The sequence below is a fragment of the Pedobacter frigidisoli genome (genome assembly GCF_004331675.1).
GTDB lineage: Bacteria > Bacteroidota > Bacteroidia > Sphingobacteriales > Sphingobacteriaceae > Pedobacter > Pedobacter frigidisoli.
Window position 1 is genome coordinate 56,750 of sequence record NZ_SJSN01000007.1, and the last position, 26,122, is coordinate 82,871.

The window sequence follows — 26,122 nt, forward strand, 5'->3', positions numbered from 1 at the left end:
GCAAACGGGTGGGGCTAGCTTAAATTTTTGTAGTGGCAGAAGTAATCTAAACCCGACATTCGCGGAAAGCTCCCGATTTTTTCGGGACTTGTAGCATTGGCGGGACGGACATTAATCATAGCGCTGAAATTGCTTTTCAAATTAAAAAGGTTTAAGGAATTATCCTTAAACCTCCGTATTATCCCATTTATCATTAACCTTTTTCTCGTTTGCTATAACTTCTTTGGCATCGGTTACGCCCTTGTAGTAGAAATAAGCGCCGAAGCCAACTATCAATATTAGATTACTAATTTTGAAGCTATGATCTAGCCAATACTGCAATGGAGGCACATTTCCGTTAAAACTTTCCTTAATACTTGGCCAAGAGTTAATGGTAAAAATGATTACAATCATCAACAAAACCTGTAAAAAGGTTCTGATGATGATTTTTTGATAGGGTATTTTATCTGTTTCCATTATTTAAATTCCCTGAAATCTTGTCCGTCTTTAATGTTTAACAAGCTTTCGTAAATTAAGCTGATTACATTATCTACGTCTTCTTTATGCACCATTTCTACCGTGGTGTGCATGTAGCGCAAAGGCAATGAAATCAATGCCGATGGAACGCCACCATTTGAGTAAGCAAAAGCATCAGTATCGGTTCCGGTAGAACGAGATGATGCCTGGCGTTGGAAAGGAATTTCGTTTTTCTCTGCAGTTTTGATTAACAATTTATTTAAGTTAGTTTGAACAGCTGGAGCATAAGAAACCACTGGTCCTTTTCCGGCTGATAAATCGCCCTGAATGTTTTTATTGATCATCGGGGTAGTAGTATCGTGGGTTACATCTGTAACAATTGCCACATTTGGTTTAATGCGTTGGGCAATCATTTCGGCACCGCGTAAGCCAATTTCCTCTTGTACAGAATTTACGATATAAAGTCCGAATGGAAGTTTTTTCTTGTTCTCTTTTAATAAACGGGCAACTTCGGCGATCATAAAACCACCAACACGGTTATCTAAAGCACGACCAACGTAATAGCGATCATTCAAGACCATAAACTCGTCTTCGTAAGTGATTACACACCCCACATGGATGCCTAATTTTTCTACTTCTTCTTTAGAAATACAACCACAATCTAAAAAGATGTTTTTAAGCTCTGGCGCTTGTTCTTTTTCGCCATGGCGAGTGTGGATGGCTGGCCAACCGAACACAGCTTTAACCAAACCTTTTTCTGTATGAATATTTACGCGTTTTGATGGCGCAATCTGATGATCGGAACCTCCATTGCGGATAACATAAATCAAACCATCGGCGGTGATGTAATTTACGTACCAAGAAATTTCATCGGCGTGGGCCTCGATAACTACTTTAAATTCTGCCTTTGGATTGATCACACCCACAGCAGTACCGTAATTATCTACAAAATGCTCATCGATATAAGGTTTTAAATAGTTAAGCCAAAGTTTTTGCCCTTCCCATTCGTAACCCGTAGGAGCAGGGTTGTTAATATATTCTTCTAAAAACTGCAGCGATTTTTTAGTTACTACAGTTACATGTTTTTTCTTGTCGTCTTCTTTTTTCTTAGCCATATTTATTTATAGTTTTCGTCATTCTGAATTCATTTCAGAATCTTATTAAGAGAGATGCTGAAACAAGTTCAGCATGACGGTCAATATTTATAATTCTTTTTCCATTACCACGAAATCATATCCATCTTTAAAAAAGGTATCTTCTGTTTCGCGGAAGCCAAATTTAAAATAAAATTCCTTTGCATTAACACGGGCATTACACCAAAGTGCAGTCGCTTTCTGAATTTTACAAAAATCTAAGATATATTCCATCAGTTTGGCGCCATAACCTAATTTTTGATATTCGGGAAGAACGGCAAGTTTTCTAAATTGATAGACATCACCTTGTGAAAAAAGTGAGACTACACCTGCTAATTTGTGGTCTGCGTATAATCCGAAATGTAAGCCGTCAAAATCATCTTTCAGTTTTACCGAATCCAAAGGCATATCAGGATACATGGCTTCGTGTCTAATCCGCCAGGTTAATGATGGAAAAATTTGCTCTATTTGAACCATATATTACAGTAAGAAGCTAAAACCTATTCTCCCATCTACACCAAAATATGGATCGCCATCGCCTAAACGTACAGTAGGACCAAGCATTAACTCGAAGTTTACTTTTTTGCCAATATTTCGCTGAAATCCCCATTGCGGAGTTATACCAATTTCGCCATTTCCAAAATATTCGTTATCCAAAAGTGGAGCAAAATAAGCAGATACATCAAGGCCATAATAATTAGCCGCATTGTTGGCCGTTTTCTTGCCTTTCTTGTTGCGCTGTTCGAAGTTATAATAACGTCTGAATCCAGCATTAATAGTTGGGAATATATTAAAATAAGTGTCTGTTTTTGATGTTGAACCATAACTGTAGCTTTGGACAGCAAAAGATGCAGCAGCCCCACCAGCAACATATACCGAACTCAATTTTCCGATTTTCTGCTCTCTTTCATACGTTACTCCAAGCAAGGTAAGCCTAATCTTATTTAATGATTTTACTTCTGTTGCTTGATCTGCCATTTTGCTTTCTTGTGCTTGTGCATTTCCAAGACCCATTATGCAAACTAAAAGTAAGGTTATTGCGTTTTTAGATTTCATTTTTGAATTAATTATAGTGTTTGTTTCTTCCGTAAAACTGATAAATTAAAATGTTTAGCAAAATTATCCCTGTCATCCCGTAGCAAAATAAATTCCACCCACCTTGGCCCCAAAGCCAAAGGCCAAGTGCAGAACCACAACTTGCACCAATAAAACTTACCGACATAAATATAGTATTTAAACGGTTTCTAGCTTCAGGGATTAAGGTGTAAATTCTGGTTTGGTTGGTTACATGAATCGCCTGTTGACCGATGTCAATCAAGACGATGCCAATGACGAATAAATACAGGTGATTTCCTGTAAAATAAAATAAGGCAATGCTGATGATTTGTAAAACGAAGCCAATCATTAAATTTTTGCGTGGATTATTTCCATCGCTTAATTTACCTACAAGTGGTGCGGCTAATGCTCCAGCTGCACCTGCAATTCCGAATAAGCCAATTTGTAAGGTTTGGAAATTAAAAGGAGGATTAGCAAGGTATAAAACCATGGTTGTCCAGAATGCGCTGATGATGGCAAAAGCCAAGAAGTTGATGATTGAGGTTTCTCTCAATACAGGTTGTGTTTTAATGTAGCTAAACATCGAACTCATTAATTCCCTATAAGTACCTTTAAATGCAGGCAAACTTTGAGGAAAGCGTTTGGCCATTAACACAATGAGTAAAATGCAAATGCCTGCAGCCATATAGTAAACCCCTCGCCAACCTAACCAAAAGCCAATGCTTCCGCTAACTGCTCTGGAAGCCAAAATGCCAACCAATAAACCACTCATAATCATTCCAATATTGGCTCCTCTGTTTTCATCGGTACTTAAGTTGGCTGCCATTGGCAAAATAAGCTGCGGAACAATAGAGCAAATTCCAATTAATAGTGAGGCAATTTCGAGCAGGAAAAACGTATGGGAAATTGCAGCGACCAATAAAGCTAAAATGGCTAAACCAGTAATGATGAGGATTTGCTTTTTACGCTCGAACATATCGCCAAGCGGAACAAGAAGAAATAAACCTACGGCATAACCTATTTGTGTAATGTATGTAATTCGGCCAGCATCAGTTTCTGATAGTTTAAAATCTTTGGCGATAAGAATAACCAGCGGTTGGCAATAATAAATGTTGGCCACAATAAGCCCTGTACAAAAGGCCATTAGGAGGATGTCGATTCGTTTTAACATGTAAGGTGATGTAAGATGTATTTATGTAAGATGGATGATGTGCACGTAATATGTTTTCAATGTAAATTGGTTAATGGAAATTTAATCATCCCTTATCCATCTTACCTCATCCATCTTCCATCCTTACAAAGGTATATTTCCGTGTTTTTTTTGGGGATTATTTACCACTTTATTTTCCAACATCTTAAAAGCTTTAATCAATTTTATTCTGGTTTGCGATGGTTCAATAACTTCATCTACAAAACCACGTTCTGCAGCACGGTAAGGGTTTGCAAAAATATCCGAATACAGTTTTTCTTTCTCCAGCCATTTTGCTTGTGGATCTTCAGCAGCAGTAATTTCTCTTTTAAAAATGATTTCTGCAGCACCTTTTGCACCCATTACGGCAATTTCGGCACTCGGCCAGGCATAATTCATATCGGCACCGATGTGTTTGCTATTCATCACATCGTAAGCACCGCCATAAGCTTTTCTGGTGATCACGGTAATACGTGGAACGGTAGCCTCGCTAAAAGCATAAAGCAATTTTGCACCATTGGTAATGATGCCATTCCATTCCTGATCGGTTCCTGGAAGAAAACCTGGAACATCTTCAAAAACAAGTAATGGAATATTAAAGCAATCGCAAAAGCGGACAAAACGGGCGGCCTTTGTTGATGAATTGCTATCCAATACGCCAGCCAAATAAGCCGGTTGGTTGGCAACAATACCGATGCTTCGACCAGCTAAACGGGCAAAACCTACCACAATATTTTCAGCAAATGCTGCATGCACTTCTAAAAAGCTATCTGCATCAGCAACGGTAGAAATAATCTCACGAATATCGTAAGGTTGTGATGCATTTTCAGGCATGAAAGTATTTAATGCCAACCTGCTTTCATCAGCCATTTCATAAGATAGGTTTGTTGGCGTTTCCTCACAATTTTGAGGCATATAACTTAAAAGCTTTTTAACATGAGTGATGGCCTCAATTTCATTGGCGCAGGCAAAATGAGTAACGCCAGATTTGGTGGCATGCGTGGTTGCTCCACCTAATTCCTCTGATGTTACTTCTTCATGCGTGACCGTTTTAACCACATTTGGTCCGGTAACGAACATATAAGAAGTGTTTTCTACCATCAATACAAAATCGGTAATGGCCGGGGAATAAACTGCGCCACCTGCACATGGACCCATTATTGCCGAAAGCTGCGGGATAACACCCGATGCCTGAACATTCTTGTAAAAAATATCGGCGTAGCCACCCAAAGAAACTACACCTTCTTGAATACGGGCACCACCACTATCGTTTAAACCGATTAAAGGAGCGCCGTTTTTCATGGCCATGTCCATCAATTTACAGATTTTTTCGGCATGGGTTTCTGATAATGATCCACCAAAAACCGTAAAATCTTGAGAGAAAATATAGGTTAACCGACCGTTAATTGTTCCGTAGCCGGTTACTACGCCATCGCCTAAATATTTTTCACGTTCCATTCCGAAGTCTGTGCTGCGGTGCGTAACCATCATTCCAATTTCTTCAAAACTTCCCTCATCTACTAAAAAATGAATGCGTTCGCGGGCGGTAAGCTTTCCTTTTTTATGCTGACTGTCAATACGTGCTTGTCCGCCGCCAAGGTTTGCCTGATCTATTTTATCTTGAAGTAAAGCTATTTTCTTATCCATTTTGATGATATGAGATTTTAAAATTAAAAATTACTAGCGGTAATACAAGCTTAAAGGAAGAAGTTTCTAGGTGTGGGGCAAGATTATCATTATCCACGATAGACAAAGCAAGATCATGCGTTTTGTATTTAGCTAATATACATCGCCTTTTCCTCCAAGGTTATCAACCTAAAGTATTTACCCCAGATAAACACAGATTTTATTTACGAAATTATTCTATCTGTGCCTATGCTGTCCATCTGTGGTTAATTAATTATCGACAAGTAAAAGCCACTTATGAAGCCCCTGTTTCGAGTTTGAAATAGTCGCCCATTCTTTATATTACAAATTTTTTACAGCCTAAAGTATTGAAAAACCAATTATCCGTTTATTTTTGTAAAGTATCATTAGAATAGGATTAGAAAAAGTTTAATGTTTTTAAGAAAATACAAGTATATAATCGTTGCCTCATTCATGTTCATCTTCATGGCGAAGATGGGTATTTCTGGTGCGCCGGTTTTTTGTACAAGTATTGATAAGGAAATCATGAACGCGGTAATCATGCAAATTGAGTTAGAGCATGATGGCGGAAAAGATACCGCCAAAGACACTGCCAAATTCACCGACTTTAAACTCGTTGAATTAAATCATCCCATCTTTTCTTACGAGTTCTCTTCTAGTCACTTCTTTTTGAAGAGTAGTTTTATTGAGCATTTCAAAAGATATGTAGATCCATATCACCCAACGGTACCAACACCTCCACCGAATTTTATTTAGCATTTCTTAATAGGGGTAAACCTTTTTGCGACTCATTTATTGTAGCGCATTTTAAAGATGCGACCAAGTTACTTGCCAGGCTAATTTAGCTTGTGCTTTGATGATTGCATTTATTTTCCCCCGCGATTTATTCGTTAAAATTTACTAGATAATTATATCGTTATGCAAAAGTTTAACCCGGCCTTTTCAGGTTCGGATGTGAAGAAATATATTCTCAAAAAGAATTTAAAGAAAGATTTACCTTCAAGTATTGTAGTTTTTTTGGTGGCCTTGCCGCTATGTTTAGGTATTGCACTGGCCTCTGGTGCCCCATTATTTGCTGGTTTAATTACGGGAATTATTGGTGGTATCGTTGTAGCTTCTTTCAGCGGTTCACAGCTTAGTGTTAGTGGTCCAGCTGCGGGCTTAACCGTTATCGTTTTAGGTGCAATAACAACTTTGGGTAGCTACCCTGTCTTTTTACTTGCTGTTGTTTTAGCAGGTGTTTTCCAAATCATTTTAGGGATAATTAAGGCGGGAACTATTGGGAACTACTTTCCTTCGAGCGTAATTGAGGGTATGCTTGCCGCCATCGGACTAATCTTGATTTTAAAACAATTACCACATGCATTAGGTGTTGATACCGATTTTAGTGGTGATGAAGGTTTCTTTCAGCAAGATCATGAAAATACTTTCTCTGCAATAACGGCTGCAGTAAGCCATTTTAGTTTGGCTGCGGTAGTTATCAGTTTATTATCCATCGCAATTTTAATCATTTGGCCTAAGTTCCCTAAGCTAGCCGTTGTTCCAGCACCACTTTTAGTAGTGATTTTGGGTGTGGCTGGAAGTTTTATCTTCGCTGGCACTGATTACGCTTTAAGAGCCGATCAAATTGTTAAAATACCTGTTGTAGGTGGCTTTGGTGAGTTTATGGGTTTATTCACCATGCCAGATTTTTCTATGCAAACGCTTGCTAATAAAAATGTGTACATCGTTGCCTTAACCATTGCAGTTGTAGCCAGTTTAGAAACGCTATTAAGCATCGAAGCTGTAGATAAAATCGACCCTATTAAAAGGGTTTCACCTACAAATAGAGAACTTATCGCGCAAGGTTTAGGTAATATGGCCAGCGGTATGGTTGGTGGTTTACCCATGACATCGGTAATTGTTCGTAGTTCGGCAAATGTTAATGCCGGTGGAAGAACTAAAATGTCTGCAATTTTTCACGGCATTTGGTTGCTACTATCGCTATTGTTTATTCCACAGGTGATTAATATGATTCCACTTTCTTGTTTGGCGGCAATTCTATTGGTAACAGGTTATAAATTAACGAGGATTAGCCTTTTCAAACACATGTATCACAAAGGGTGGGATCAATTTGTTCCGTTTGTAGTTACTGTCTTAGCCGTTTTATTTACCGATTTATTAAAAGGCGTAGCAGTAGGAATGTTAGTTTCAATTTTCTATTTACTACGAACCAATATGCGTAATCCTTTCTTTTACAGAATTACAAATGAGGGCGATAAAAAGAACATCAGAATTAAACTGGCAGAAGAGGTTTCGTTTTTGAACAAGGCAGCGATACAAGTAGTTTTAACGAATATTCCAAAAGAAACAAATGTAATTATTGATGGCTCAAATGCCAGATACATCGATCCTGATGTATTGGAAACCATTTTTAACTACAAACATAATGCTTACACAAAAGGCATTATTGTAACCTTAGAAAATGTGCAGAAACATTATACTGTACCAAAATTAACTAATAAAGTAATAGAAGATATTAACAAGTAAGAGCTATGTGCGCAAAAACAATTGAAACAAAAGATATAACATACGATACATTATTACAGGGGAATAAAGACTGGGTTAAGGATATGATTGATACAGATCCAACCTTTTTCGATAAGCTTTCTGAAGGTCAAAGTCCGCCGGTTTTGTGGATTGGCTGTTCTGATAGTCGTGTTCCTGCAAATCAAATTACAAACACTAAACCAGGTGATGTTTTTGTACACCGTAACATCGCAAATGTAGTTGTACATACCGATATGAACATGCTTTCGGTTTTAGATTACTCGGTAAATGTGTTAAAAGTAAAACACGTAATTGTTTGCGGCCACTACGGCTGCGGCGGTGTTAAAGCCGCTCTAGGGAACAAACAGGTTGGTATTATTGATAACTGGTTGAGAAACATTCGTGATGTGTATCGTACCCACGAACGTGAAATGGCAACCATTAAAGATCCTGATCAAAGATTTGATCGTTTGGTAGAATTAAACGCCATAGAAGGCGCAGGAAATATTATGAATACCTCGATTGTACAAACAGCCTGGGCTAATGGGCAGGAGTTGGCTGTACATGCTTGGGTTTATAGCCTGAAAACAGGAATTATTAAAGACATGAAGGTAACTTGTACTTGTCTTGATGATGTTACTCCTGCGTTTAAAGTTGGTTAAAAGCATCCCATAAGTGTAATTTTTAGTTTGTTAGTAAAGCCTCGAATTTATTCGGGGCTTTCTTTTTCTCCTGTATTGGGCATATTTCCAGCATGGCCTTGGTTTCCTTTTTCAGCGTCTTCTCTAGCTTCTTCCGAGCCAAAATCTCCTCTACCGAAGTTTCTGCCTAAATTGCCTGCATCAGATTTTACTTTGTTCTTTTCATTATTTTCATCACTATGGTGGCGTGGTACCAATCCATCAGGCATGTTGGTTGCATCTGCAGTATTATCTGCATTTTTATCTTTCAGATTATCGTTTTGATTTTCCATGATGTTTTTCTTTGCTTATAGAACATTTGGAAGTGTCGATAGTTTTAAAGGATTTGGAAATGAACGCTAGTGCCTTATTGATGCTGAAGTTCCGCCATTTGCTATAGCCCCGATAGAAAAAATCGGGGGCTGCCGCTCCTGTCTGGTTTAAGTTTAAAGGACTATGCCATTTACACCATGCAGCCTTAAATAGTTGCAAAACATTTTGTAATTAAACGGGATTGAAGCGGTATATCCCGATTCTTCATCAGGAATTTAGCGCAAAGCCCGAGTAACTATAATTGAAATACTGCCTTTGCTTTCCAAATCCTTTTAAACAGAAAAACCCCTGATTGCTCAAGGGCTTTGAAGTATGTTGATGCTTCGACAGGCTTAGCATGGCAAATATTAATCTTCTGCTAAAAACGGATAGCGATAATCAGTTGGCGATTCGAAAACCTCTTTTATGGTGCGTGGCGAAACCCAACGCAATAAGTTAATCATCGAACCAGCTTTATCATTCGTGCCCGAACCTCTGGCACCACCAAATGGTTGCTGACCCACAACGGCACCCGTACATTTATCGTTGATGTAAAAGTTACCTGCCGAGTCGCGTAAAGCATGAGATGCTTTCTCGATTGCATATCTTTCTTGAGCGATAAAAGCACCCGTTAAAGCATACGGAGATGTGGTGTCAATTACTTCTAAAATTGAGTCGAAATCCTTATCGGCATAAACGTAAACCGTTAAAACCGGACCGAACAATTCTTCGCACATGGTGGTGTATTTCGGGTCGTCGACCACTAAAACGGTTGGCTCAACGAAATAGCCTTTGCTCTTATCGTAGTTACCACCAGCGATAATTTCCACACCTTTATCTTTCTTCGCCTGGTCGATGTATTTAGCTAATTTATCGAAGGAACGCTCATCGATAACCGCATTAATAAAATTGCTGAAATCTTCAGTTCCGCCCATTTTGAACGTAGCCAAATCGCGTAACATTAATTTTTTAATCTCAGGCCATAGGCTTTCGGCAATGTAAACACGACTCGCAGCAGAGCATTTTTGTCCCTGATATTCAAAAGCACCACGAACAATTGCAGTGCTTGCAATATCGGTTTGTGCCGATGTGTGAACCAGGATAAAATCCTTACCACCAGTTTCGCCAACGATACGAGGATAAGATTTGTACTTGTGGATGTTCGTTCCAATCGTTTTCCAGATTTCCTGGAACACCTTTGTAGAACCTGTAAAATGAATACCAGCGAAATCAGGATGGTTAAAAATAACATCGCCTGTTTCTGGGCCGTCAGCATAAACTAAGTTGATTACACCATCCGGTACGCCTGCCTCACGGAAAATTTCCATCAAAAGGTTGGCTGCGTAAACCTGTGTATCTGCAGGTTTCCACACGACAACATTACCCATCATCGCGGCTGAAGCAGGTAAGTTTGCTGCAATTGCCGTGAAGTTGAAAGGCGTTAAAGCAAAAACAAAACCCTCTAACGGGCGTTGCTCTACACGGTTCCAACTTCCGCGAGGAGAGACAGGGGGTTGTTGTTTGTAGATATCGGCCATGTAACTTACATTGAAACGTAAGAAGTCAATCAGTTCGCAAGCCGCATCAATTTCTGCCTGATAAGCGTTTTTGCTTTGACCCAACATAGTCGCAGCATTTAATTTATAACGGTATTTGCCTGCGATGAGATCAGCAGCTTTCAAGAATATGGCAGCTCTGTGTTCCCATGCAAGATTTTCCCAATCTTCTTTTGCAGCCAAAGCCGCTTCAATTGCCTGGGTAATATGGGTTTTATCGCCAATACTGAACTGGGCTAAAATATGTTGGTGGTCATGTGGTGCAACAACCTTACCTTTTTTGGAAGTATGAATTGCCTTACCGCCGATATACATCGGAATGTCTTGTTGAAATGAACGAGCCTCGGCAAGTGCTTCCTTTAAAAGAATGCGTTCTTTGCTGCCCGGGCCGTAATTTAATATAGGTTCGTTTACCGGAGTGGGTACGTTAAAAAATCCTTTAAGCATATTTTATTTTTTATGATTTGAGCAAAGATAAGGGTTTTTGAGGGATGCAATTCTATTCTTCTGTAAAGAAAATAAGGGGAAAGGCTTGGCTTAAGCCATCACAATAGAATTAGGTTATTATTAGAGTTGTTATTGTTAAAATATGAGTAATCTATCGGATGTCAGACACCAATATCTTAATACGCCAAAGCCAGATATTTTCCGTGGTGGCTTATGCAACCTGGGTTTTTATCCTTATATTTTGATGGATGATTTGGGAATTCGTAAATAGAGATCTTAATTGCATCTATTTGATGCTGAATAGAAGATGAAATGGTATGTAGATATGCTGAATTGATACTGCTTTTGGTAAAGTAAACAGCTCCATCGATATTTACTCTTCCTCGTGTTAAATCTACTTTTGGCACTATAAAGCAATTTAGCTTTTTGGGCGCATATTCACGAATTCCGTTTACGCGGTTATGAATTTTATAGGCGGCCTCTTTCATGCTCCACAGTAGCCAAACTATAACATCAGGATTTTCTGCCGATGAGATCAGAAGTCTTTCATTTTCATTAAAAACTTTCTCAAGATAGCCTTTACGCTGCCAGTTGCTTTGTACCTTTGCAAGCTGTAAGTCTACAATATCATTACCCACCATTGACCTGTAACTTGTTTTCGATAATCTCTACCGTTGACTTAATATTCAGCATTTTTGCCATAGAATCATTATCAATCTCAATTTTAAAACGCTCTTCGATATCTAACACAATATCAACCAAATTGGCCGAATTTACCTTTAGGTCCTTGATAAAATCGGTATTTTCATCGATACTTTCCAAAGCCAGGGCCTCTTCGCTGTAAGGCTGAATGATTGTTTTTAGTTCTGAAATAATCTCTTCTTTATTCATTGTTGTATTTCTTTAAGATAATGCAGGCGTTTACATCGCCAAATCCAAAGCTCGCCTTAGCTAAAATGTTAAACTGCTTATTAACCAACATTTGTGGAATCCGATTCTCATTTATTAATGTTGTAACATCTGGATTTAGGTCTTCGCAGTTTACATTCGGAAAAATAAAACCTTTTGCCAACTGAAGCACAGATGCTACACATTCAATGCTTCCGGCCGCACTAATGCAATGGCCAATCATCCCTTTTAGGGTGTTAATGTAGGGAAAATTATCAGCTGTTGAGCCTAATGCAATTTTCCAGTTTTCTATTTCGAGTGCATCTTTTGTTGTTGCGGTTAGGTGGCCATTTACTACTTCAATTTCGCTAGCCGTTATCCCTGCATTTTCAATGGCTTTCTTAATACACCGCTGCACAGCAAGGGGATTTGGTGCTGTCATTGTACCTAAGCCACGCTGACCACCAGAATTCACTTCACCGCCTAAAACCTCAGCATAAATTTTCGCCTTTCTTGCCTGGGCAGATTCAAGCGATTCTAGAACCAACGCACCAGCTCCGCTGCCAGGCACGAATCCGCTCGCAGTTAAGCTTAATGGCCTGCTCCCTTTTTCAGGTTCGTGATTATGCTTAAAGGTACAAACTTTCATGGCATCGAAGCCTCCCCAAATATATGGACCGCTATCACTTGTACTTCCTGCAAGCATATGCTTCGCCTTACCGGACTTAATTCTTTCGTATGCAAGCAACAAACTTTCTACACCCGTTGCACAGGCAGAAGAATTTGTGCTTACCTGATTTCCTAGACCCAGTTTTCCACTGATGAGTGCACTCACTCCGCTAGCCATGGTTTGAACAACAACAGTACTACCGAGCTTACGGATTTCCATGTCGTCTATTTTATTGATTGCCCACCTAAATTTATCAATACCTGAAGTTCCTGTGCCGAAAAATGTCCCGCTGTCCCAGTCCGGCATATCATCGTTAGCTCTTTCCAAGCCTGCATCCTTCCAGGCATCTAATCCGGCAATCACGCCATAGATAATCCCTGTACTATTTAGACTTCTTAGTTCCAGCGGAGAAAAGTATTGCTCAATTCTATCGTCGCTAAGCTTTGGCTTCCCCGCGATTTGGCAGGAAAACCCGAGCGCTTCCAAATCCGCCTGATGGGCAATTCCCGAAGTACCGTTTTTTATAGCCTCCGTAAATTCAGGAATTGTAGTTCCATTAGGTGCACAAATGCCCAATCCTGTAATTACTACCCTTTGGTTATTCATGTGGTTTGGCAATTAACATTCCCGAAATCGTTCCCTTGCAAATCATTTCACCAGCAGCACTCTCCATTTTTACCCGACAGCTCAATTTATTAAATCTAAAATATATTTTTTCACTCGTTACCCATACTTTTTCTCCCGGATAAACTGGTCTTAAAAAGTCAATCGAACTAGAGCTCATCGCCAATGTTTTTGTTTTGTTAATTGGTTCCTCTTTTGTAAGGTATAAGCCCAAGCAAACCAATCCAATCTGTGCCATGGTCTCTGTTAGGATTACTGCTGGCGTGATTGGTTCATCTTTAAAATGAGCGCTGTAAAAAGCTAGGTTCTCATCAAAGGTATAAGTTCCCTTTGCGCCGAATTCATTAACCTGCAATAACTCATCGACAAACAAAAATGCTTGGCCATATGGTAAGTTTTTAAGTATTTCCTGTGGACTCATATTACCATTGTAAAAGAATTCTTTGCGCAGAGAACCCTGGGCCGAAACTTAGCATTAATCCCTTCTCGCCGGAAGCAGGGTTTTTCTTCATGTAGCTTTCCAGTACATACAAAACGGTAGCGCTGCTCATATTGCCGTAGCGCCTCAAAACTTCCTTCGTCTCATTAATATCCTTACCTAGCTTCCCAAAGAGTTCTTCCACCACCTGAATAATCTTTTTTCCTCCTGGATGAAAGATAAGGTGGTCGATATCCTCAATGGTCAAATTGTTTTTTGCTAAAAATGGGTGGATGATCGCTGGGAAGTGAGAAGTGATGGTCTCGGGAACCTCTACATCCAAGACCATTTGCAAACCCGTGTTTGTTAATTTGAAGCCCATCATTTCTTCGGCATCATAAAAGTGGTACATTTCCTCAGCCAGGATTTCCGGACCATGATCCTCTTCGTTCGAGCTTAATAAAACACAAGCGGCACCATCACCAAATATAGCTGCACTGACGATGTTGGCCATCGAAAAATCGTTAAGTTGAAAAGTTGCAGTGGGCGATTCTACAGCAATAACTGCGGCTCGTTTGCCAGGATTTGCCTTTAAGAAGTTTTTTGCATAAATCATTCCTGACACACCCGCCGCACAACCCATTTCAGTAACAGGCAACCGAACTATATCTTGGCGAAGTTTAAGCGCATTTATGAGATAGGCGTCCAACGATGGAATCATAATGCCCGTACAACTCACCGTGATGATGTAATCTAAATCCTTGGGTTGCCATGCTGCTTTTTCGAGTGCGGTCTCCAAGCATTTTGCGCCTAGCTTGATGCCCTCTCTGATGTAGATATCATTTCTTTCCTCAAAGCTTAGATCGCTGAAAACCTCTTCCGGCGACATAAACGAGTATCGTTTATCAACAGCAGCACCCTCAAAAATCTTTTTAACCTTGCGGATAAATCGTTCGTCCTGGTCTTTCAACCAAACATCTAAAAACGGTAATATATCTTCTGTTGCTCTCCAGAATTCGGGTAAGGCCTTACTAACCGCTTTAACAATTACGCTCATACTGTTTTAATTATCCATTGGTATCGAAAAGCCCATTTCCATTTAATTGAGCTATGCTTTAATTTTAATCTCTCGGAGTATGCCAATAAATCCGCTCTTTTAAATCCCCGTAAGATAGAAACCAACCCGTCTTCCCTCGACATGTCATTTAAGCCAAATGCAAAACATAAGGCCTTAAAAAGACGATATGCCAATGCACTTCTCTCCAGATCATTGATCACTATTCCCAGTTTTGCCAAAGCTTGAAAGTTTTCCAAAAGCCTGATGATTTCTTCATCCTTAAAATGATGAAGTGTCAAGGTACAAAGGAAAATATCGCAAGATTCATCTCCCGCTAGATCATCAAAGATATCACTGCATTGGTAGGAAATATTGCCATAGTCTTTAGATAGACTTTCTGCATGTTCAATTGTAAATTTGTTCGCATCTATCCCTTTTAAAATAAAGTTTAAGTTGTTTGCCTTGGCATAATCTGCTAAAGTTCTAAGCATGTCTCCATTGCCGCAACCTATATCAGTAATACGGATAATTTCATCTTTCGGTTTGCCCCAGATCAAGGTTTTTACCCCATCGAGCGTAACTTTATTGCCACCCAATAATTGGTTAATGCTGGCAATCTTATCAAGTGCATCTCTTAAAATTTCTCCCTCCATTTGGAAATCATCCATCAATTCGGGTGCATTACTTCTAAACTTAGTATTTACAGGCATTTAATCTTGAGGTATAATTGGCTTTCCATGTGTTTGCTTTATTATATTATTAAGTAGAAATGGCATTCTTGTTATGGCATTCATCGCAAAGCTTTCAAGTTTATCGTTTCTGAGCACGGAAGCCAAGATTCTGCCCATTCTTAATCTCATGCCAAATAGTTTATACCAACTTGCCCGGTAAGATTGTTCTAGCTGTAGCCTAGTTGATATTTTACCTTTAAGGTGTTGATTCAAAAGCGCTGAGACAATTTTTGCACTATGAATGGCCATAGCCATTCCATTTCCGCAAAGCGGGTGAATAAGGCCTGCTGTATCGCCAATCATTAAAATGTGGTTGAAAACAGGTTCCTTTTCCTCGAAAGAAATTTGGCTGATGGTTAAGGGCGCATCAAAAACCATTTCAGATTGCTCAAAAACATGCTTAAGGTATTTGTTATTATATAAGACGTTCTCCTGATAGGCTGCTATATTTTTATGCTTTTTAAAAGTTTCGTAGTTGGCTAAATAACAGATGTTAAGCTGTTTGTTCTCAATTTTTGAAACTCCACAATAGCCACCTTTAAAATTATGCAGGCTGACCAAATTATTTGAGAAATCAGATCTGTAATGTGCTTTAACCGCAAGATAGGGAGACTTTTTGCTAATAAAATTACGCTCAAATTTTACGTCCATCAGACCTCTTTTTCCGTACGCACCAATTACTTGATTAGCCTTAAAAATTTTGCCACCGGCGGTTTCAATCAGGAAATGGTTGTCGCAATAGGTTGTGTTGATTACAGCATCTATGAGAATGTTTACTCCTCTCTCTAGCGCTATTTGATATAAATGATGATCCAATGCATACCTACTTAAACCAAAACCTCCTAAAGGTAACTTTGTAGTAATCGAGTTTCCCGAGCTAGAGGTGAACTGTAAATCTGTAATATGGGTGGGCAATAGGTTTTCCGGAAAGATGCCAAGCCAATTGAGGTACGGTAAAACTTCATTTGATATATATTCGCCACAGACCTTGTGATGGGGATAAGCTTGTTTCTCAATTAAAGTAACCTGTAAACCTACTTGTTGAAGATGAATAGCGGCTGTTAAACCTGCTAATCCACCACCAATAATTAAGATTTCTATTTCAGGGGACATATAATTTTAAGATATTACAAGGTAACACTTTATATCCACCTTTGTTCGGCGTACGGAATTAAATACTATCTATCACTTCTCTCTTCCATTTTCAAATCTGTATCAAACGGACTTTTAGTAAAAGGGTAAATAGATTGTTTAATAAAACCTTTCGGGTATTCTGCCTCATGTACCCCTGTTCCTGCAGGCCATTCTTTGCCAGGTAAATAGTATGTGCCAAACATCATATCGATAAAGGGAAATATTGATGCAAAGTTATGCCCGTAATATTTGGGGTCTTCGCAATGATGCCAATGATGGTATTGTGGCGTTGTAAAAATGTACTTCAGCGGGCCGAAATTTATCCTCGTGTTGGCGTGAATTAAAACAGCATGTATGGCAATAAAAATAATATAAACGTTAAAAACGGTAGATGAAAATCCTAAGATGTAAAGTGGAATAAACGTCATCGCCCGAGTAAAAAATATATCAATAAAATGGGTCCTGCTTCCGGCTAACCAATCCATGTTTTGTGTAGAGTGATGGATAGAATGAAAACGCCATAACGATACACGTGTATGGAAAAAGCGATGCGCCCAATATTGAAATAGATCTGTAGTAAAAAATGCTATGAAAAGTGCCACTATAAACGGCAAGCCCTGCACCCAGGTATGCAATTTATCCAGTCCAATCCAGCCGAAAAACAATACAGCGGGTTTTTGAGTTACGATACCAAAAAACTGTATAAACAAATGACTGATAACGAAGTAAGTTAAATCGGTTCGCCACTCTTCATGAAACCTGCTTTGCTCGTTATTCTTAGGGAAAAATAATTCAATCGGGACAAAAATGGCCACCATTAAAAGTAGATCCAAAATCATCCAATCTAAACCAAAGTGCCAGCTGGATTTTGCAACATCTCTACCCTCAACACTTAATGCCCCTAAAATTACTGCTAAGGCAGCAAGGACGAAACCTGGCCATGCCCATTTTAATTTTTTTGCCAAAATTAAACTCAACAGACAAAAAAAGAAAGATGCAATAACGCCGCCGAGCATGAGTGCTTCCATGCTGTCTTTAGTGTAAATCTCACGGAATTCAAGGGTCGTTAATTTTTCGGGGTAATGGAAACACAAGATTCCCAATAAGGCTAAAACAGCTAAAAAGATAGAAATGTAGCCACTTATTTGGCCCTGACCGACTACTAGACGTTTGCTTGGAGACATTAAATTATATTTTGTTAATCAACAATGATACTGAATTTTAAGTATTTAAACAGACTTATGAATGATGAAATGATTGATAAATAGCATGCAGCTAAATTTCATGTTTTTAAACTTAATGAATACCTTAATTTTTTGGTTGATGGTTTTGCTACAGATATTTTTTTGAGAGTTTTGACAACTTTAATAGCGCCATGGAAATAAAGTTGTCAAAGCTGCTGATAATTTTTCTTACATTTAGTGTATGTTAAAACGCAAAAACTTAGTGTGGTTAATTCTAATTTCTTTTCTTGCTTTCGGGGTGATATGGTATTCGGGATATTTTATCGGTAAAGCAATTTATTACGTTTCGCATTAGGAGCTTTGATAATTTCAATAGCACCGTGGAAATAAAGTTGTCAAAGCTGAGAATAATAATAAACTCGATTGCAGCCATATCCTTTTAGGAAGTTACTAACGCTAATATGCACATCGCTTGTTAGCGTTAGTAGCTTTATCAATAAAAAATTTAGCTTAAAGCCAGACTGATAATAATTGAAATACAAGCACTCCTTTCCAAACCTAAAAACGAATTTTCTTTTAAAAATCTAACAAACCTTTTCTGTTGTTAAAGGTTGCTTTATTAGGCATCGCCAAAAGCGATGCCTAATTTTTTTAAATAATCCCTATTTTTGAAAATACGACGGTATGCTAGTTAACTATTTACGATTTCTACTTCTCCCTTTTTCCTTAATCTACGGTTTGGCAATAAACCTCCGTAAAAAACTTTATGATTGGGGCTTGATGCGTTCGGTGAAATTCGATTTGCCGGTCATTTGTGTAGGCAATTTAGCAGTTGGAGGTTCAGGTAAAACGCCTACAACTGAGTATCTGGTTCGGTTATTATCCGATTATAAAGTTGCCATCTTAAGCAGGGGATATGGTCGTAAAACAAAGGGATTTATTCTTGCCGATGCGAATGCAACCACCGAAACCATTGGAGACGAACCCTTACAGTATTATCAAAAATTTGAAAACGTAACCGTTGCCGTTTGCGAGGATAGAGTTACTGGCATCAATAAATTAAAAGAGAATCATAATTTAATTATCCTCGATGATGCATATCAACATAGAGCAGTAAAAGCTGGCTTAAACATTTTGCTTTTCGAGTTTAGAAAATTGGGAACTTTACAATTCTTACTTCCAGCGGGAAATTTAAGAGATGTTTTTTCTTCGAGGAAAAGAGCCGATGTTTTATTGGTTACTAAATCGCCAGTTCCCTTGTTGCATGTGGCTCAGCAGGCATCTGTAAATGAATTGCAACCAAATGAAAATCAGCAAGTACTACATTCCTACCTTAAGTATGGTGATCTTCAGCACTTATACACTATGGAAAGTAGGTCCTTAGATTCGATAAAGGGATACGAAATATTCCTACTCACAGGGATTGCCAATCCTGATCCCATGATTGAAGAGCTTGAAAAGTATTCAAAGGCGATTAAACATGAGGAATTTGCTGATCATTATGCCTTTAAGGATGATGATATCAAAAATTTCAAATCTGCCTTTGAATTGAGTAATAAAAAAGAAAAAATCATCATCACAACAGAAAAGGATAGTAAGCGTTTAAAAGCTGCGGGATTTAAAGATTTACTGATAAATTTACCGGTATATTTTTTACCCATCGAGGTTGAATTATTTGAAGAAGATAAGATTACCTTTGATGAACTTATTTTAAACTATGTTAAGAGCAATAGAAGAAACCGTTGAATATATAAAACGCAAAACTGAAAACTTTAAACCAGAAATAGGCATTATTTTAGGCACTGGCTTGGGTGGCCTAGTTAAAGAAATTGAAGTAGAGCATCAATTGATGTACTCCAATATTCCAAATTTTCCCATCTCTACATTAGAATTTCATAGTGGTAAATTAATTTTCGGAACATTAAACGGGAAGAAAATCGTTGCTATGCAAGGTCGCTTGCATTATTATGAGGGTTACAGCATGCAGCAAATCACTTTCCCGGTTCGGGTAATGAAAGGTTTGGGCATCGAAAATCTAATTGTTTCAAATGCTGCAGGTTCTTTAAATCCCGAATTTAAAAAAGGCGATTTAATGATTATCGAAGATCACATTAATCTTCATCCCGATAATCCACTTAGAGGATTAATCGAAAGCGAACTTGGTCCTCGTTTTCCAGATATGAGCCAACCGTACAAGCGCTCGATTATTGCCAAAGCTTTAGAAATTGCCAAAGATGTAGATATTAAATGCCACAAAGGTGTTTATGTAGCAGTTTCTGGTCCGAATTTAGAAACCAAGGCAGAATACAAATATTTACGATTAATTGGTGCTGATGCCGTTGGAATGAGCACAGTTCCTGAAGTTATTGTGGCCAACCATGCTGGCCTGCCTGTTTTTGCAATTTCAGTTTTAACAGATGAGGGCTTCCCGGAGGATTTACAACCTTTTAACTTAAATGAGATTTTGGAGGCTGCGGCTAAAGCAGAACCTAAAATGACAGAAATTTTAACCCGCCTAATTTCTGAACTATAAGATGCGTAAAGTTGTTCAAATCTGCTTTTTTATCATAATACTTACAGGTATAAATAAATCCTTTGCTCAAGATTTAAAAACATCTGTTGGCGATAATAAGGAATTAGATTCAGTACGAAAGAAATTAGATGCCGGTAAGGATTCGGTTGTTTTTACTGCAAAGTTTATTCGATTTACAAAGCTATCGCTAAGTCAGGATAGTATTGTGCTATTGCCTTTAGATACTTCAACCGTAAACATTCAAAATTATAGTCCGCTGTTGCAACCGCTTCACCCAACCGTTAGCAACGGAAATATGGGGCTTTCTGCAAGGCCATTATTGTACGAGCCGAGTAAAAGAATTGGTTTCGATGCTGGATTCCATTCATTGGATTATTACGCACTTACTCCTGAAGATATTATTTATTATCAAGCCAGAACACCTTTTACCAGTTTGTACTTTGTTAGTGCCGGACAAAAAGAACAACTTTTTAGGGCGATTCATACTCAAAATATCAAGAAAAACTGGAATGTTGGGGTTAATTTTAATCGTGGTGATTCTAAGGGTTTTTACGCAAGGCAAAGGGGCGATAATTTAAATGTAGCCGTGTTTTCATGGTATCAATCGCCCAACAAACGCTACAACGTGTGGGCTTCGGCAATTTTTAATACCATGCGTGCTTACGAAAATGGTTCTACTGTAGAAACCAAATTATTTGAGCCAGATTACAATAAAATTAGTAGAGAGGCTGAGCCGGTAAATCTTTCTGCATCAAGAAATTTATATCGTAAAAACACCTTGTTTTTAAAGCAAACTTATTATGTAGGCAGAATTGATACTTCGGCTAATGAGAATAATAGCGCCCTGCCAACAAATAAGGTAAGTTATATATTAGAATATGATAACGATAGTTACGATTTTACTAAAACGGATGATGATCCTAATAATGTAATGCCTCCTGGTATCAATAACGTTTCGTTCACGAATGATTCTACGCACGTTCAGCATTTTAAGAATGAGTTTATTTACAGTTTTTTTTTAAGACCAAAAAACTCTACAGTTATTAAAAATGAGTTAAAGGTTGATGCAGGTATTCGCCATGATTATTATAAACATCAATTTATGGGGATAAAATCTGATGGAACTAATTACGAACAAAGTGATTTTGCTTATCAGAACATAACAATATTAGGTGCAGCAGGATACAGATTTAGTAGCAATATTAATTTTAACCTCGATGTGCAACAGATATTACAGGGAGAAAATGCGGGAGATTATTTGTACGAGGCAAAGAGTAAAATTCTTTTAGGGAAATCTATCGGAAGAGTAGAATTAGGTGCTTATGCTCAAAACCAAACGCCGGCAGCCATTTTTAACTATTACCACGGAAATCATTATCAGTGGAATTTTCAGAACTTTAAGAATACAAAAGTTGTCAACTTATCTTTCAACTATATTAATGATAAATATGGCCTTAATGCTGGTGCAAAATATTTTCTAACAAGCAATTATCTATATTTTGCTTTAGATAATTCTAATGGTACAAATTCTATCCTTCCCACACAAGAAACTGCCGATATCAGCTTAATTAGAATAGATGTATCGAAAAAATGGAGATATGGGAAATTTGCAATGGAGAATTACATAGCTTACCAAAAAACAGATAAAAATTCAGTGCTTCGCACACCGGAGTTTTATACTTATAATAGTATCTATTTTGATAACACTTTTTTCAAGGTACTTAAGGCAAACATTGGTTTTGATGTGAGGTACAATACAGCGTATGCCAATTATTTTTATTCGCCGGCAACTGCGCAGTTTTATATTGATAATAATAATCCAGTTTTACTAGCCTCAAAACCAATTGTTGATGTTTTTTTTAAGGCGAATTTAAAGCGAGCAAATATCTTTGTTAAATATGATTTCATCAACCAAGGTTTATTCCAAACTGGTTATTATACAGTGAATAGATATCCCATGCAAGATTCACTATTGAAGTTTGGTGTGAGCTGGAATTTCTACGATTAGCAAATTAAACTGCGTAAAAAAACCTGTTTTGAGAAATCAAAACAGGTTTTTTTATTTAACGGTTTTTCTTAGAATGAATAACCAACTGTGAAACCTAAAACGCGGTTTGTTAATTTGTTTGCGTTTGCTCTGTTATCTTTTGGGGTTAAATCTGTTAATCCTAACCCATAATTGGCACCAACCAAAAACCCTGATGTTGTACGGTAAGCTAAACCAAAGTTTGCGCCAAATTCTGTACTTCCTTGGGCTTTATCTTGTGCACTACCAAAACTCAAATCATTGTCTGCACTTGAAGTTGCTGTAGCTGTTGTGTTTGCAGTATTATTTACCGTTGTGGTTGTTGTACTTCCCTTATCTTTTCCTGAAATGTTAAAACCAACATAAGGACCGGCACTTATCTGTACTGCACCGGCATCACCGGTAGGAATATTAAATACGGCATTAATAGGAACTTCAATAGCCATAACACTTCTTTTTATAGAAGACGTTGTTGTAGTGGTTGTGTTGCCAATTGTCGCAGCGCTTGTTCCATCGAATTTTACACCTTTATTCTGTAATGAAATTCCTGGTTGGATAAAGAAATTGTTTGCAACACCAAAATCTCCAAATGCGGTAACGTTGAAACCTACATTAGATTTTGCATTGTCATTGTAGATAGCTTCATTGTTTCCACTCGAATGAATTTTTGCCAAGTTAACACCTGCTTTAAGTCCAAATCTGGAAGTTGTACCTGTTGTAGACTGCGCAAATGCACCGGTTGCCAATAAAATAACTGATGCGCTTAATAATAACTTTTTCATGATATTTTTCTTTAGGTAAAGAATCTTGTTTAAAAATTTCAGGGATGAACCTGTTGTTAATTACAAGCCCCTTATCCAAAAGCTGTGCCAAAGTATCATGCGTGTTACAAAAGCATTTGTTAATTGCTTGGTTTTCAAGATGTTTTTTATTGTTTTTGGGTATAAAACGGAAAGTCAACAGCGAAATCAATAAGCGATAAGTATTGTATAGTTATCAGGAATTGATACAGAAAGACATGAGGTTATTAGATGAATACAGATCGGCTTTTCAAAATTACGTTTTTTGCGGTTTCTTTTTCGCTGCCGGAAAAAGCACATTGTTTAAGATCAATCTATATCCAGGAGAATTTGGGTGGAGGCTTAAATCAGTCGGTGGATCGCCAACGGCATGTTGGTAATCTTCTGGATCGTGGCCACCATAAAAAGTAAACTGACCTTTGCCTATCTCGCCATGAAGATATCTTACTTCTGCAGCGCCCTTATTTTCGCCCAAAACAGTTACGCTAGTTTTTACTAAATTCTTTTTAAAAGCAGTAGTTTGTCCCATAAATCCTTTAATTACCTTATCGTGGTTTTGTGTGAGCATGGTTGGCACGAGATCCCACTTTGCAGAAAAATCAAACAGGGTAAAATAGTCATTCGATTGATTTAAGCTTCTGCTATTGGTTGCGTCTATATCCGAAAATTCGTAATTCATCGGATTGTTATCGAGCTTGAAATTTTGAAAAGCCAGAGTTTTATTAAAATCCAATTTCGATTGCGCATTGGGGTCTGCAGGATCACCATCGAACATTTGCGCACAAATATCAACTCCCTCGGCAGCTAACGCGATATCAAAACTATCTGTTCCAGAGCACATGGCGAACATAAAACCGCCACCAGCACAATATTCCTTAATGTGTTTTGCAACCGAAAGTTTCATTTCTGAAACTTTTTTAAATCCCATTTTTTTTGCCAAGGCTTCTTGGTTTTTAACATCTTCCTGGTACCAATTTGCATACCTAAAATTTGCCCAAAAGCGCCCATACTGGCCTGTAAAGTCTTCGTGATGTAAATGGAGCCAATCGTATTTGCTTAGTTTGTCCTGTAAAATATCATCATCATAAATGACATCGTAAGGAATTTCTGCATAAGTTAACACTAGGGTAACGGCATCATCCCAAGGTAATTTGCTTTTTGGAGAATAGACAGCAATTTTTGGCGTTTTCTCTAATTTAACCATCTCCATATTTACCGATGGATCACTGATTTCATTCAATAAGCTCACTACTTTTCCATCGGCCATCACCTCATAAGAAACGCCTCGAATTTTTAGTTCATCTTCAACAGTTTTATTGTATTTGATTAAAAAACTTCCTCCACGATAATTTAAAAGCCAATCTACTTCTAGTTGTTTGCTAATGGTCCAATACGCAATTCCGTAAGCCTTTAAATGGTTTTTCTGATCTTCATCCATGTAAATTAATAGAGAAGATGCTTTAGCGCCAATGCTGAGGAACAGACTAAGAATTAGGATGTAATACTTTATTTTAATGGCCATATTTACATAAAACACTAAAATAACTGATTTAGTCTGTTAACTAAAATATAATCACTTAATCTTTTCCATATGACTAAACGTTTTGCCGGATGCACCAACTTTGTACCTAAACCAGACAGTAGCGGCAGCCCCGAGTTTTTACTAGGGCTATAGCGAATGGCGGGGCTGTTGATCGCCAATGACAGAATACCGCTCATTTACCTAACTAATCGGATAAAATGTGGAGTATATTTATAATTTAAATCTTTAAAGATGTTCTATTTACACAATTTTGTTATTTTTGCCCTCTACTTTAAAAATGTACAAATTTTTAGGGTAATTAAAATTTAAATATTAGTACCAAAATTGATATGAGTAAAGCAATAATAAAAACCGAAAAAGGCAATATCACTGTAGAGTTCTTCGAAAAAGATGCTCCAAAAGCAGTTGCAAACTTCAAAAAATTAGCAGGCGAAGGTTTCTACGATGGAGTAACTTTTCACCGCGTAATTCCTAATTTCATGGTTCAAACTGGTTGCCCAAACTCGAAAGATGGCGCAACGGGAATGCCAGGTACAGGTGGCCCGGGTTATAAAATCGATTGTGAGTTAGATGGCGAAAACCAATTTCACGATCGTGGCGTATTGTCTATGGCTCATGCTGGTCGCAATACTGGTGGTTCTCAATTCTTTATTTGCCACAGCAGAGCAAATACTGCTCACCTAGATCGTGTACATACCGTTTTTGGTAGAGCGATTGATAATGTTGATCTTGTAGATGATATTCGCCAAGGTGATAAAATTTTAGGAGTTGAAATAGTTGAAGATTAAATTGCGTTGAGCGATTGGCGATAGGCGTTGAAATTCGCCCTACACCAAACGCTAACCGCTTAACAAATATATTATGAATTTAAGAGGAATTGTTGCCGTATCTGGCAGACCAGGTTTGTTCAAACTGGTTGGACAAAATAAAGTAGGTTACATTTTAGAGGGTTTAGATGCTCAAAAAATTAAGGTTGTAGCCAATATCACCAATACAAAATTAGCTTCTTTAGAAGATATTACGGTTTATGGTGAGGAAGAGGAAATTAAATTAGCAGATATTTTTGCTAAAATTTCTGAGAAAGGTTCTATACCTGATGTTAAAGGTGATTTGCGTCCTTATTTTCTTGAAGTGGCTCCAGGTCATGATCAAGATAAGGTGTATGGCTCAGATATGAAGAAAATCATCACTTGGTACAACCTTTTAAAAGATTTGCCTCTTTTCACAGAAGATACTCCTGAAACGCCAGGTATTCCTGCTGAAGTTAAGTTATCAGAAGAAAAAGCTGCCGCAGATAAAAAACAAAAAGCAACTGGATCTAAATCTTCAGCTAGCGCTAAAGCAACTACCAAAACTTCAGGGCCTGCTAAAAAAGCAAGTATGACAAGTAAGAAAGGCGTTTAAGCTTTTTTTAAATAGTATGGAACACCAGGCATTTGTCTGGTGTTTTTTTATGATCTTATATCTAGAAAATATAGTATTGCTCCAATTGTTAAGGCTACAACAAGG

At 38.0% G+C, this 26,122-nt stretch carries 26 protein-coding genes; 8 read left to right on the top strand and 18 right to left on the bottom strand.

Translation table 11 applies throughout. The features are described from left to right. Window positions 1-165: 165 nt before the first annotated feature. The 6 genes from EZ449_RS10185 to EZ449_RS10210 all read right to left on the bottom strand — a co-directional run bounded on the left by EZ449_RS10185 (window position 166) and on the right by EZ449_RS10210 (window position 5,481). Window positions 166-456 (bottom strand): hypothetical protein, encoded by a 291-nt coding sequence (locus EZ449_RS10185; protein ID WP_131558318.1) that lies wholly within the window; start codon window positions 454-456, stop codon window positions 166-168. Further along, window positions 456-1,571 (bottom strand): M42 family metallopeptidase, encoded by a 1,116-nt coding sequence (locus tag EZ449_RS10190; protein WP_131558320.1) that lies wholly within the window; start codon window positions 1,569-1,571, stop codon window positions 456-458. The genes EZ449_RS10185 and EZ449_RS10190 overlap by 1 nt, the downstream gene beginning before the upstream one ends. Before the next feature lie 87 nt (window positions 1,572-1,658). After that, entirely contained in the window at window positions 1,659-2,066 is a 408-nt protein-coding gene (locus EZ449_RS10195) for a GNAT family N-acetyltransferase (RefSeq protein WP_131558323.1), read from the bottom strand. 3 nt (window positions 2,067-2,069) lie between these two features. After that, window positions 2,070-2,645, bottom strand: coding sequence for a hypothetical protein (locus EZ449_RS10200; protein ID WP_131558325.1), 576 nt, complete (start codon window positions 2,643-2,645; stop codon window positions 2,070-2,072). Between the two features lie 7 nt (window positions 2,646-2,652). Continuing rightward, window positions 2,653-3,816 carry an MFS transporter gene (locus tag EZ449_RS10205; protein WP_165499735.1) on the bottom strand — a complete coding sequence of 388 codons (1,164 nt, stop codon included), beginning with the start codon at window positions 3,814-3,816 and terminating at the stop codon, window positions 2,653-2,655. Between the two features lie 123 nt (window positions 3,817-3,939). Beyond that, a complete protein-coding gene (locus EZ449_RS10210; RefSeq protein ID WP_131558327.1) occupies window positions 3,940-5,481 on the bottom strand; it encodes an acyl-CoA carboxylase subunit beta in 1,542 nt (513 codons plus the stop codon). Window positions 5,482-5,892: 411 nt separating this feature from the next. On the opposite strand from EZ449_RS10210, the gene EZ449_RS10215 reads away from it, so the two are divergent. From EZ449_RS10215 to can, 3 genes are all read left to right on the top strand, one after another. Next, the gene (locus EZ449_RS10215) at window positions 5,893-6,237 is read left to right on the top strand and encodes a hypothetical protein (protein ID WP_131558330.1); all 345 of its coding nucleotides are present in this window, start codon (window positions 5,893-5,895) and stop codon (window positions 6,235-6,237) included. 162 nt (window positions 6,238-6,399) lie between these two features. Further along, window positions 6,400-8,010, top strand: coding sequence for a SulP family inorganic anion transporter (locus tag EZ449_RS10220; RefSeq protein WP_131558332.1), 1,611 nt, complete (start codon window positions 6,400-6,402; stop codon window positions 8,008-8,010). 5 nt (window positions 8,011-8,015) lie between these two features. Beyond that, a complete protein-coding gene (gene can, locus EZ449_RS10225; protein ID WP_131558334.1) occupies window positions 8,016-8,672 on the top strand; it encodes a carbonate dehydratase in 657 nt (218 codons plus the stop codon). 47 nt (window positions 8,673-8,719) lie between these two features. Here the strand turns inward: can and EZ449_RS10230 are convergent, their stop codons facing one another. The 10 genes from EZ449_RS10230 to EZ449_RS10275 form a co-directional block, all read right to left on the bottom strand. After that, window positions 8,720-8,983 (bottom strand): hypothetical protein, encoded by a 264-nt coding sequence (locus EZ449_RS10230; protein WP_131558336.1) that lies wholly within the window; start codon window positions 8,981-8,983, stop codon window positions 8,720-8,722. Between the two features lie 387 nt (window positions 8,984-9,370). Next, window positions 9,371-11,005, bottom strand: coding sequence for an L-glutamate gamma-semialdehyde dehydrogenase (gene pruA / locus EZ449_RS10235; RefSeq protein WP_131558338.1), 1,635 nt, complete (start codon window positions 11,003-11,005; stop codon window positions 9,371-9,373). A 176-nt stretch (window positions 11,006-11,181) separates the two neighbouring features. After that, the gene (locus EZ449_RS10240; protein ID WP_131558340.1) at window positions 11,182-11,646 is read right to left on the bottom strand and encodes a 4'-phosphopantetheinyl transferase family protein; all 465 of its coding nucleotides are present in this window, start codon (window positions 11,644-11,646) and stop codon (window positions 11,182-11,184) included. Next, window positions 11,636-11,896: an acyl carrier protein gene (locus tag EZ449_RS10245; protein WP_131558342.1), complete on the bottom strand. Its 261-nt coding sequence runs from the start codon at window positions 11,894-11,896 to the stop codon at window positions 11,636-11,638. Before EZ449_RS10245 ends, EZ449_RS10240 begins: the two co-directional genes overlap by 11 nt. Beyond that, entirely contained in the window at window positions 11,889-13,169 is a 1,281-nt protein-coding gene (locus EZ449_RS10250; protein ID WP_131558344.1) for a beta-ketoacyl-[acyl-carrier-protein] synthase family protein, read from the bottom strand. Before EZ449_RS10250 ends, EZ449_RS10245 begins: the two co-directional genes overlap by 8 nt. Then, complete coding sequence (locus tag EZ449_RS10255) at window positions 13,162-13,608, bottom strand: 3-hydroxyacyl-ACP dehydratase FabZ family protein (protein ID WP_131558346.1); 447 nt, start codon at window positions 13,606-13,608, stop codon at window positions 13,162-13,164. The genes EZ449_RS10250 and EZ449_RS10255 overlap by 8 nt, the downstream gene beginning before the upstream one ends. 1 nt (window position 13,609) lies before the next feature. After that, window positions 13,610-14,662, bottom strand: a complete 1,053-nt coding sequence (locus EZ449_RS10260; protein WP_131558348.1) for a type III polyketide synthase — start codon at window positions 14,660-14,662, stop codon at window positions 13,610-13,612. Continuing rightward, the gene (locus EZ449_RS10265; protein ID WP_131558350.1) at window positions 14,659-15,372 is read right to left on the bottom strand and encodes a methyltransferase domain-containing protein; all 714 of its coding nucleotides are present in this window, start codon (window positions 15,370-15,372) and stop codon (window positions 14,659-14,661) included. Before EZ449_RS10265 ends, EZ449_RS10260 begins: the two co-directional genes overlap by 4 nt. After that, window positions 15,373-16,506: an NAD(P)/FAD-dependent oxidoreductase gene (locus EZ449_RS10270; protein ID WP_131558352.1), complete on the bottom strand. Its 1,134-nt coding sequence runs from the start codon at window positions 16,504-16,506 to the stop codon at window positions 15,373-15,375. 65 nt (window positions 16,507-16,571) lie between these two features. Beyond that, complete coding sequence (locus EZ449_RS10275) at window positions 16,572-17,711, bottom strand: sterol desaturase family protein (RefSeq protein ID WP_131558354.1); 1,140 nt, start codon at window positions 17,709-17,711, stop codon at window positions 16,572-16,574. A gap of 684 nt (window positions 17,712-18,395) precedes the next feature. Between EZ449_RS10275 and lpxK the strand changes: the two genes are divergently transcribed. From lpxK to EZ449_RS10290, 3 genes are read left to right on the top strand one after another with little or no spacing between them, the layout of a single operon-like run. Then, a complete protein-coding gene (lpxK, locus tag EZ449_RS10280) occupies window positions 18,396-19,457 on the top strand; it encodes a tetraacyldisaccharide 4'-kinase (RefSeq protein WP_131558356.1) in 1,062 nt (353 codons plus the stop codon). After that, a complete protein-coding gene (locus EZ449_RS10285) occupies window positions 19,429-20,244 on the top strand; it encodes a purine-nucleoside phosphorylase (RefSeq protein WP_131558359.1) in 816 nt (271 codons plus the stop codon). Before lpxK ends, EZ449_RS10285 begins: the two co-directional genes overlap by 29 nt. Before the next feature lies 1 nt (window position 20,245). Then, entirely contained in the window at window positions 20,246-22,252 is a 2,007-nt protein-coding gene (locus EZ449_RS10290; RefSeq protein ID WP_225872284.1) for a putative porin, read from the top strand. A gap of 68 nt (window positions 22,253-22,320) precedes the next feature. On the opposite strand, the gene EZ449_RS10295 is transcribed toward EZ449_RS10290, so the two are convergent. Then, window positions 22,321-23,052, bottom strand: coding sequence for an outer membrane beta-barrel protein (locus EZ449_RS10295; protein WP_131558361.1), 732 nt, complete (start codon window positions 23,050-23,052; stop codon window positions 22,321-22,323). A 274-nt stretch (window positions 23,053-23,326) separates the two neighbouring features. Next, on the bottom strand, window positions 23,327-24,508 hold the full coding sequence (locus EZ449_RS10300; RefSeq protein ID WP_131558676.1) for an asparagine synthetase B: 1,182 nt from the start codon (window positions 24,506-24,508) through the stop codon (window positions 23,327-23,329). A 434-nt stretch (window positions 24,509-24,942) separates the two neighbouring features. Between EZ449_RS10300 and EZ449_RS10305 the strand changes: the two genes are divergently transcribed. Together EZ449_RS10305 and EZ449_RS10310 are read left to right on the top strand one after the other, a co-directional pair. Beyond that, window positions 24,943-25,401, top strand: a complete 459-nt coding sequence (locus EZ449_RS10305; RefSeq protein ID WP_131558363.1) for a peptidylprolyl isomerase — start codon at window positions 24,943-24,945, stop codon at window positions 25,399-25,401. 73 nt (window positions 25,402-25,474) lie between these two features. Further along, a complete protein-coding gene (locus tag EZ449_RS10310; RefSeq protein WP_131558365.1) occupies window positions 25,475-26,017 on the top strand; it encodes a DUF5606 family protein in 543 nt (180 codons plus the stop codon). The last annotated feature ends 105 nt before the right edge of the window (window positions 26,018-26,122 follow it).

Bases quoted from the DNA above. Each gene is read 5' to 3' on its own strand.
- EZ449_RS10185 (WP_131558318.1), bottom strand. From the start codon at position 456: ATGGAAACAGATAAAATACCCTATCAAAAAATCATCATCAGAACCTTT.
- EZ449_RS10190 (WP_131558320.1), bottom strand. From the start codon at position 1,571: ATGGCTAAGAAAAAAGAAGACGACAAGAAAAAACATGTAACTGTAGTA.
- EZ449_RS10195 (WP_131558323.1), bottom strand. From the start codon at position 2,066: ATGGTTCAAATAGAGCAAATTTTTCCATCATTAACCTGGCGGATTAGA.
- EZ449_RS10200 (WP_131558325.1), bottom strand. From the start codon at position 2,645: ATGAAATCTAAAAACGCAATAACCTTACTTTTAGTTTGCATAATGGGT.
- EZ449_RS10205 (WP_165499735.1), bottom strand. From the start codon at position 3,816: ATGTTAAAACGAATCGACATCCTCCTAATGGCCTTTTGTACAGGGCTT.
- EZ449_RS10210 (WP_131558327.1), bottom strand. From the start codon at position 5,481: ATGGATAAGAAAATAGCTTTACTTCAAGATAAAATAGATCAGGCAAAC.
- EZ449_RS10215 (WP_131558330.1), top strand. From the start codon at position 5,893: ATGTTTTTAAGAAAATACAAGTATATAATCGTTGCCTCATTCATGTTC.
- EZ449_RS10220 (WP_131558332.1), top strand. From the start codon at position 6,400: ATGCAAAAGTTTAACCCGGCCTTTTCAGGTTCGGATGTGAAGAAATAT.
- can (WP_131558334.1), top strand. From the start codon at position 8,016: ATGTGCGCAAAAACAATTGAAACAAAAGATATAACATACGATACATTA.
- EZ449_RS10230 (WP_131558336.1), bottom strand. From the start codon at position 8,983: ATGGAAAATCAAAACGATAATCTGAAAGATAAAAATGCAGATAATACT.
- pruA (WP_131558338.1), bottom strand. From the start codon at position 11,005: ATGCTTAAAGGATTTTTTAACGTACCCACTCCGGTAAACGAACCTATA.
- EZ449_RS10240 (WP_131558340.1), bottom strand. From the start codon at position 11,646: ATGGTGGGTAATGATATTGTAGACTTACAGCTTGCAAAGGTACAAAGC.
- EZ449_RS10245 (WP_131558342.1), bottom strand. From the start codon at position 11,896: ATGAATAAAGAAGAGATTATTTCAGAACTAAAAACAATCATTCAGCCT.
- EZ449_RS10250 (WP_131558344.1), bottom strand. From the start codon at position 13,169: ATGAATAACCAAAGGGTAGTAATTACAGGATTGGGCATTTGTGCACCT.
- EZ449_RS10255 (WP_131558346.1), bottom strand. From the start codon at position 13,608: ATGAGTCCACAGGAAATACTTAAAAACTTACCATATGGCCAAGCATTT.
- EZ449_RS10260 (WP_131558348.1), bottom strand. From the start codon at position 14,662: ATGAGCGTAATTGTTAAAGCGGTTAGTAAGGCCTTACCCGAATTCTGG.
- EZ449_RS10265 (WP_131558350.1), bottom strand. From the start codon at position 15,372: ATGCCTGTAAATACTAAGTTTAGAAGTAATGCACCCGAATTGATGGAT.
- EZ449_RS10270 (WP_131558352.1), bottom strand. From the start codon at position 16,506: ATGTCCCCTGAAATAGAAATCTTAATTATTGGTGGTGGATTAGCAGGT.
- EZ449_RS10275 (WP_131558354.1), bottom strand. From the start codon at position 17,711: ATGTCTCCAAGCAAACGTCTAGTAGTCGGTCAGGGCCAAATAAGTGGC.
- lpxK (WP_131558356.1), top strand. From the start codon at position 18,396: ATGCTAGTTAACTATTTACGATTTCTACTTCTCCCTTTTTCCTTAATC.
- EZ449_RS10285 (WP_131558359.1), top strand. From the start codon at position 19,429: ATGTTAAGAGCAATAGAAGAAACCGTTGAATATATAAAACGCAAAACT.
- EZ449_RS10290 (WP_225872284.1), top strand. From the start codon at position 20,246: ATGCGTAAAGTTGTTCAAATCTGCTTTTTTATCATAATACTTACAGGT.
- EZ449_RS10295 (WP_131558361.1), bottom strand. From the start codon at position 23,052: ATGAAAAAGTTATTATTAAGCGCATCAGTTATTTTATTGGCAACCGGT.
- EZ449_RS10300 (WP_131558676.1), bottom strand. From the start codon at position 24,508: ATGGATGAAGATCAGAAAAACCATTTAAAGGCTTACGGAATTGCGTAT.
- EZ449_RS10305 (WP_131558363.1), top strand. From the start codon at position 24,943: ATGAGTAAAGCAATAATAAAAACCGAAAAAGGCAATATCACTGTAGAG.
- EZ449_RS10310 (WP_131558365.1), top strand. From the start codon at position 25,475: ATGAATTTAAGAGGAATTGTTGCCGTATCTGGCAGACCAGGTTTGTTC.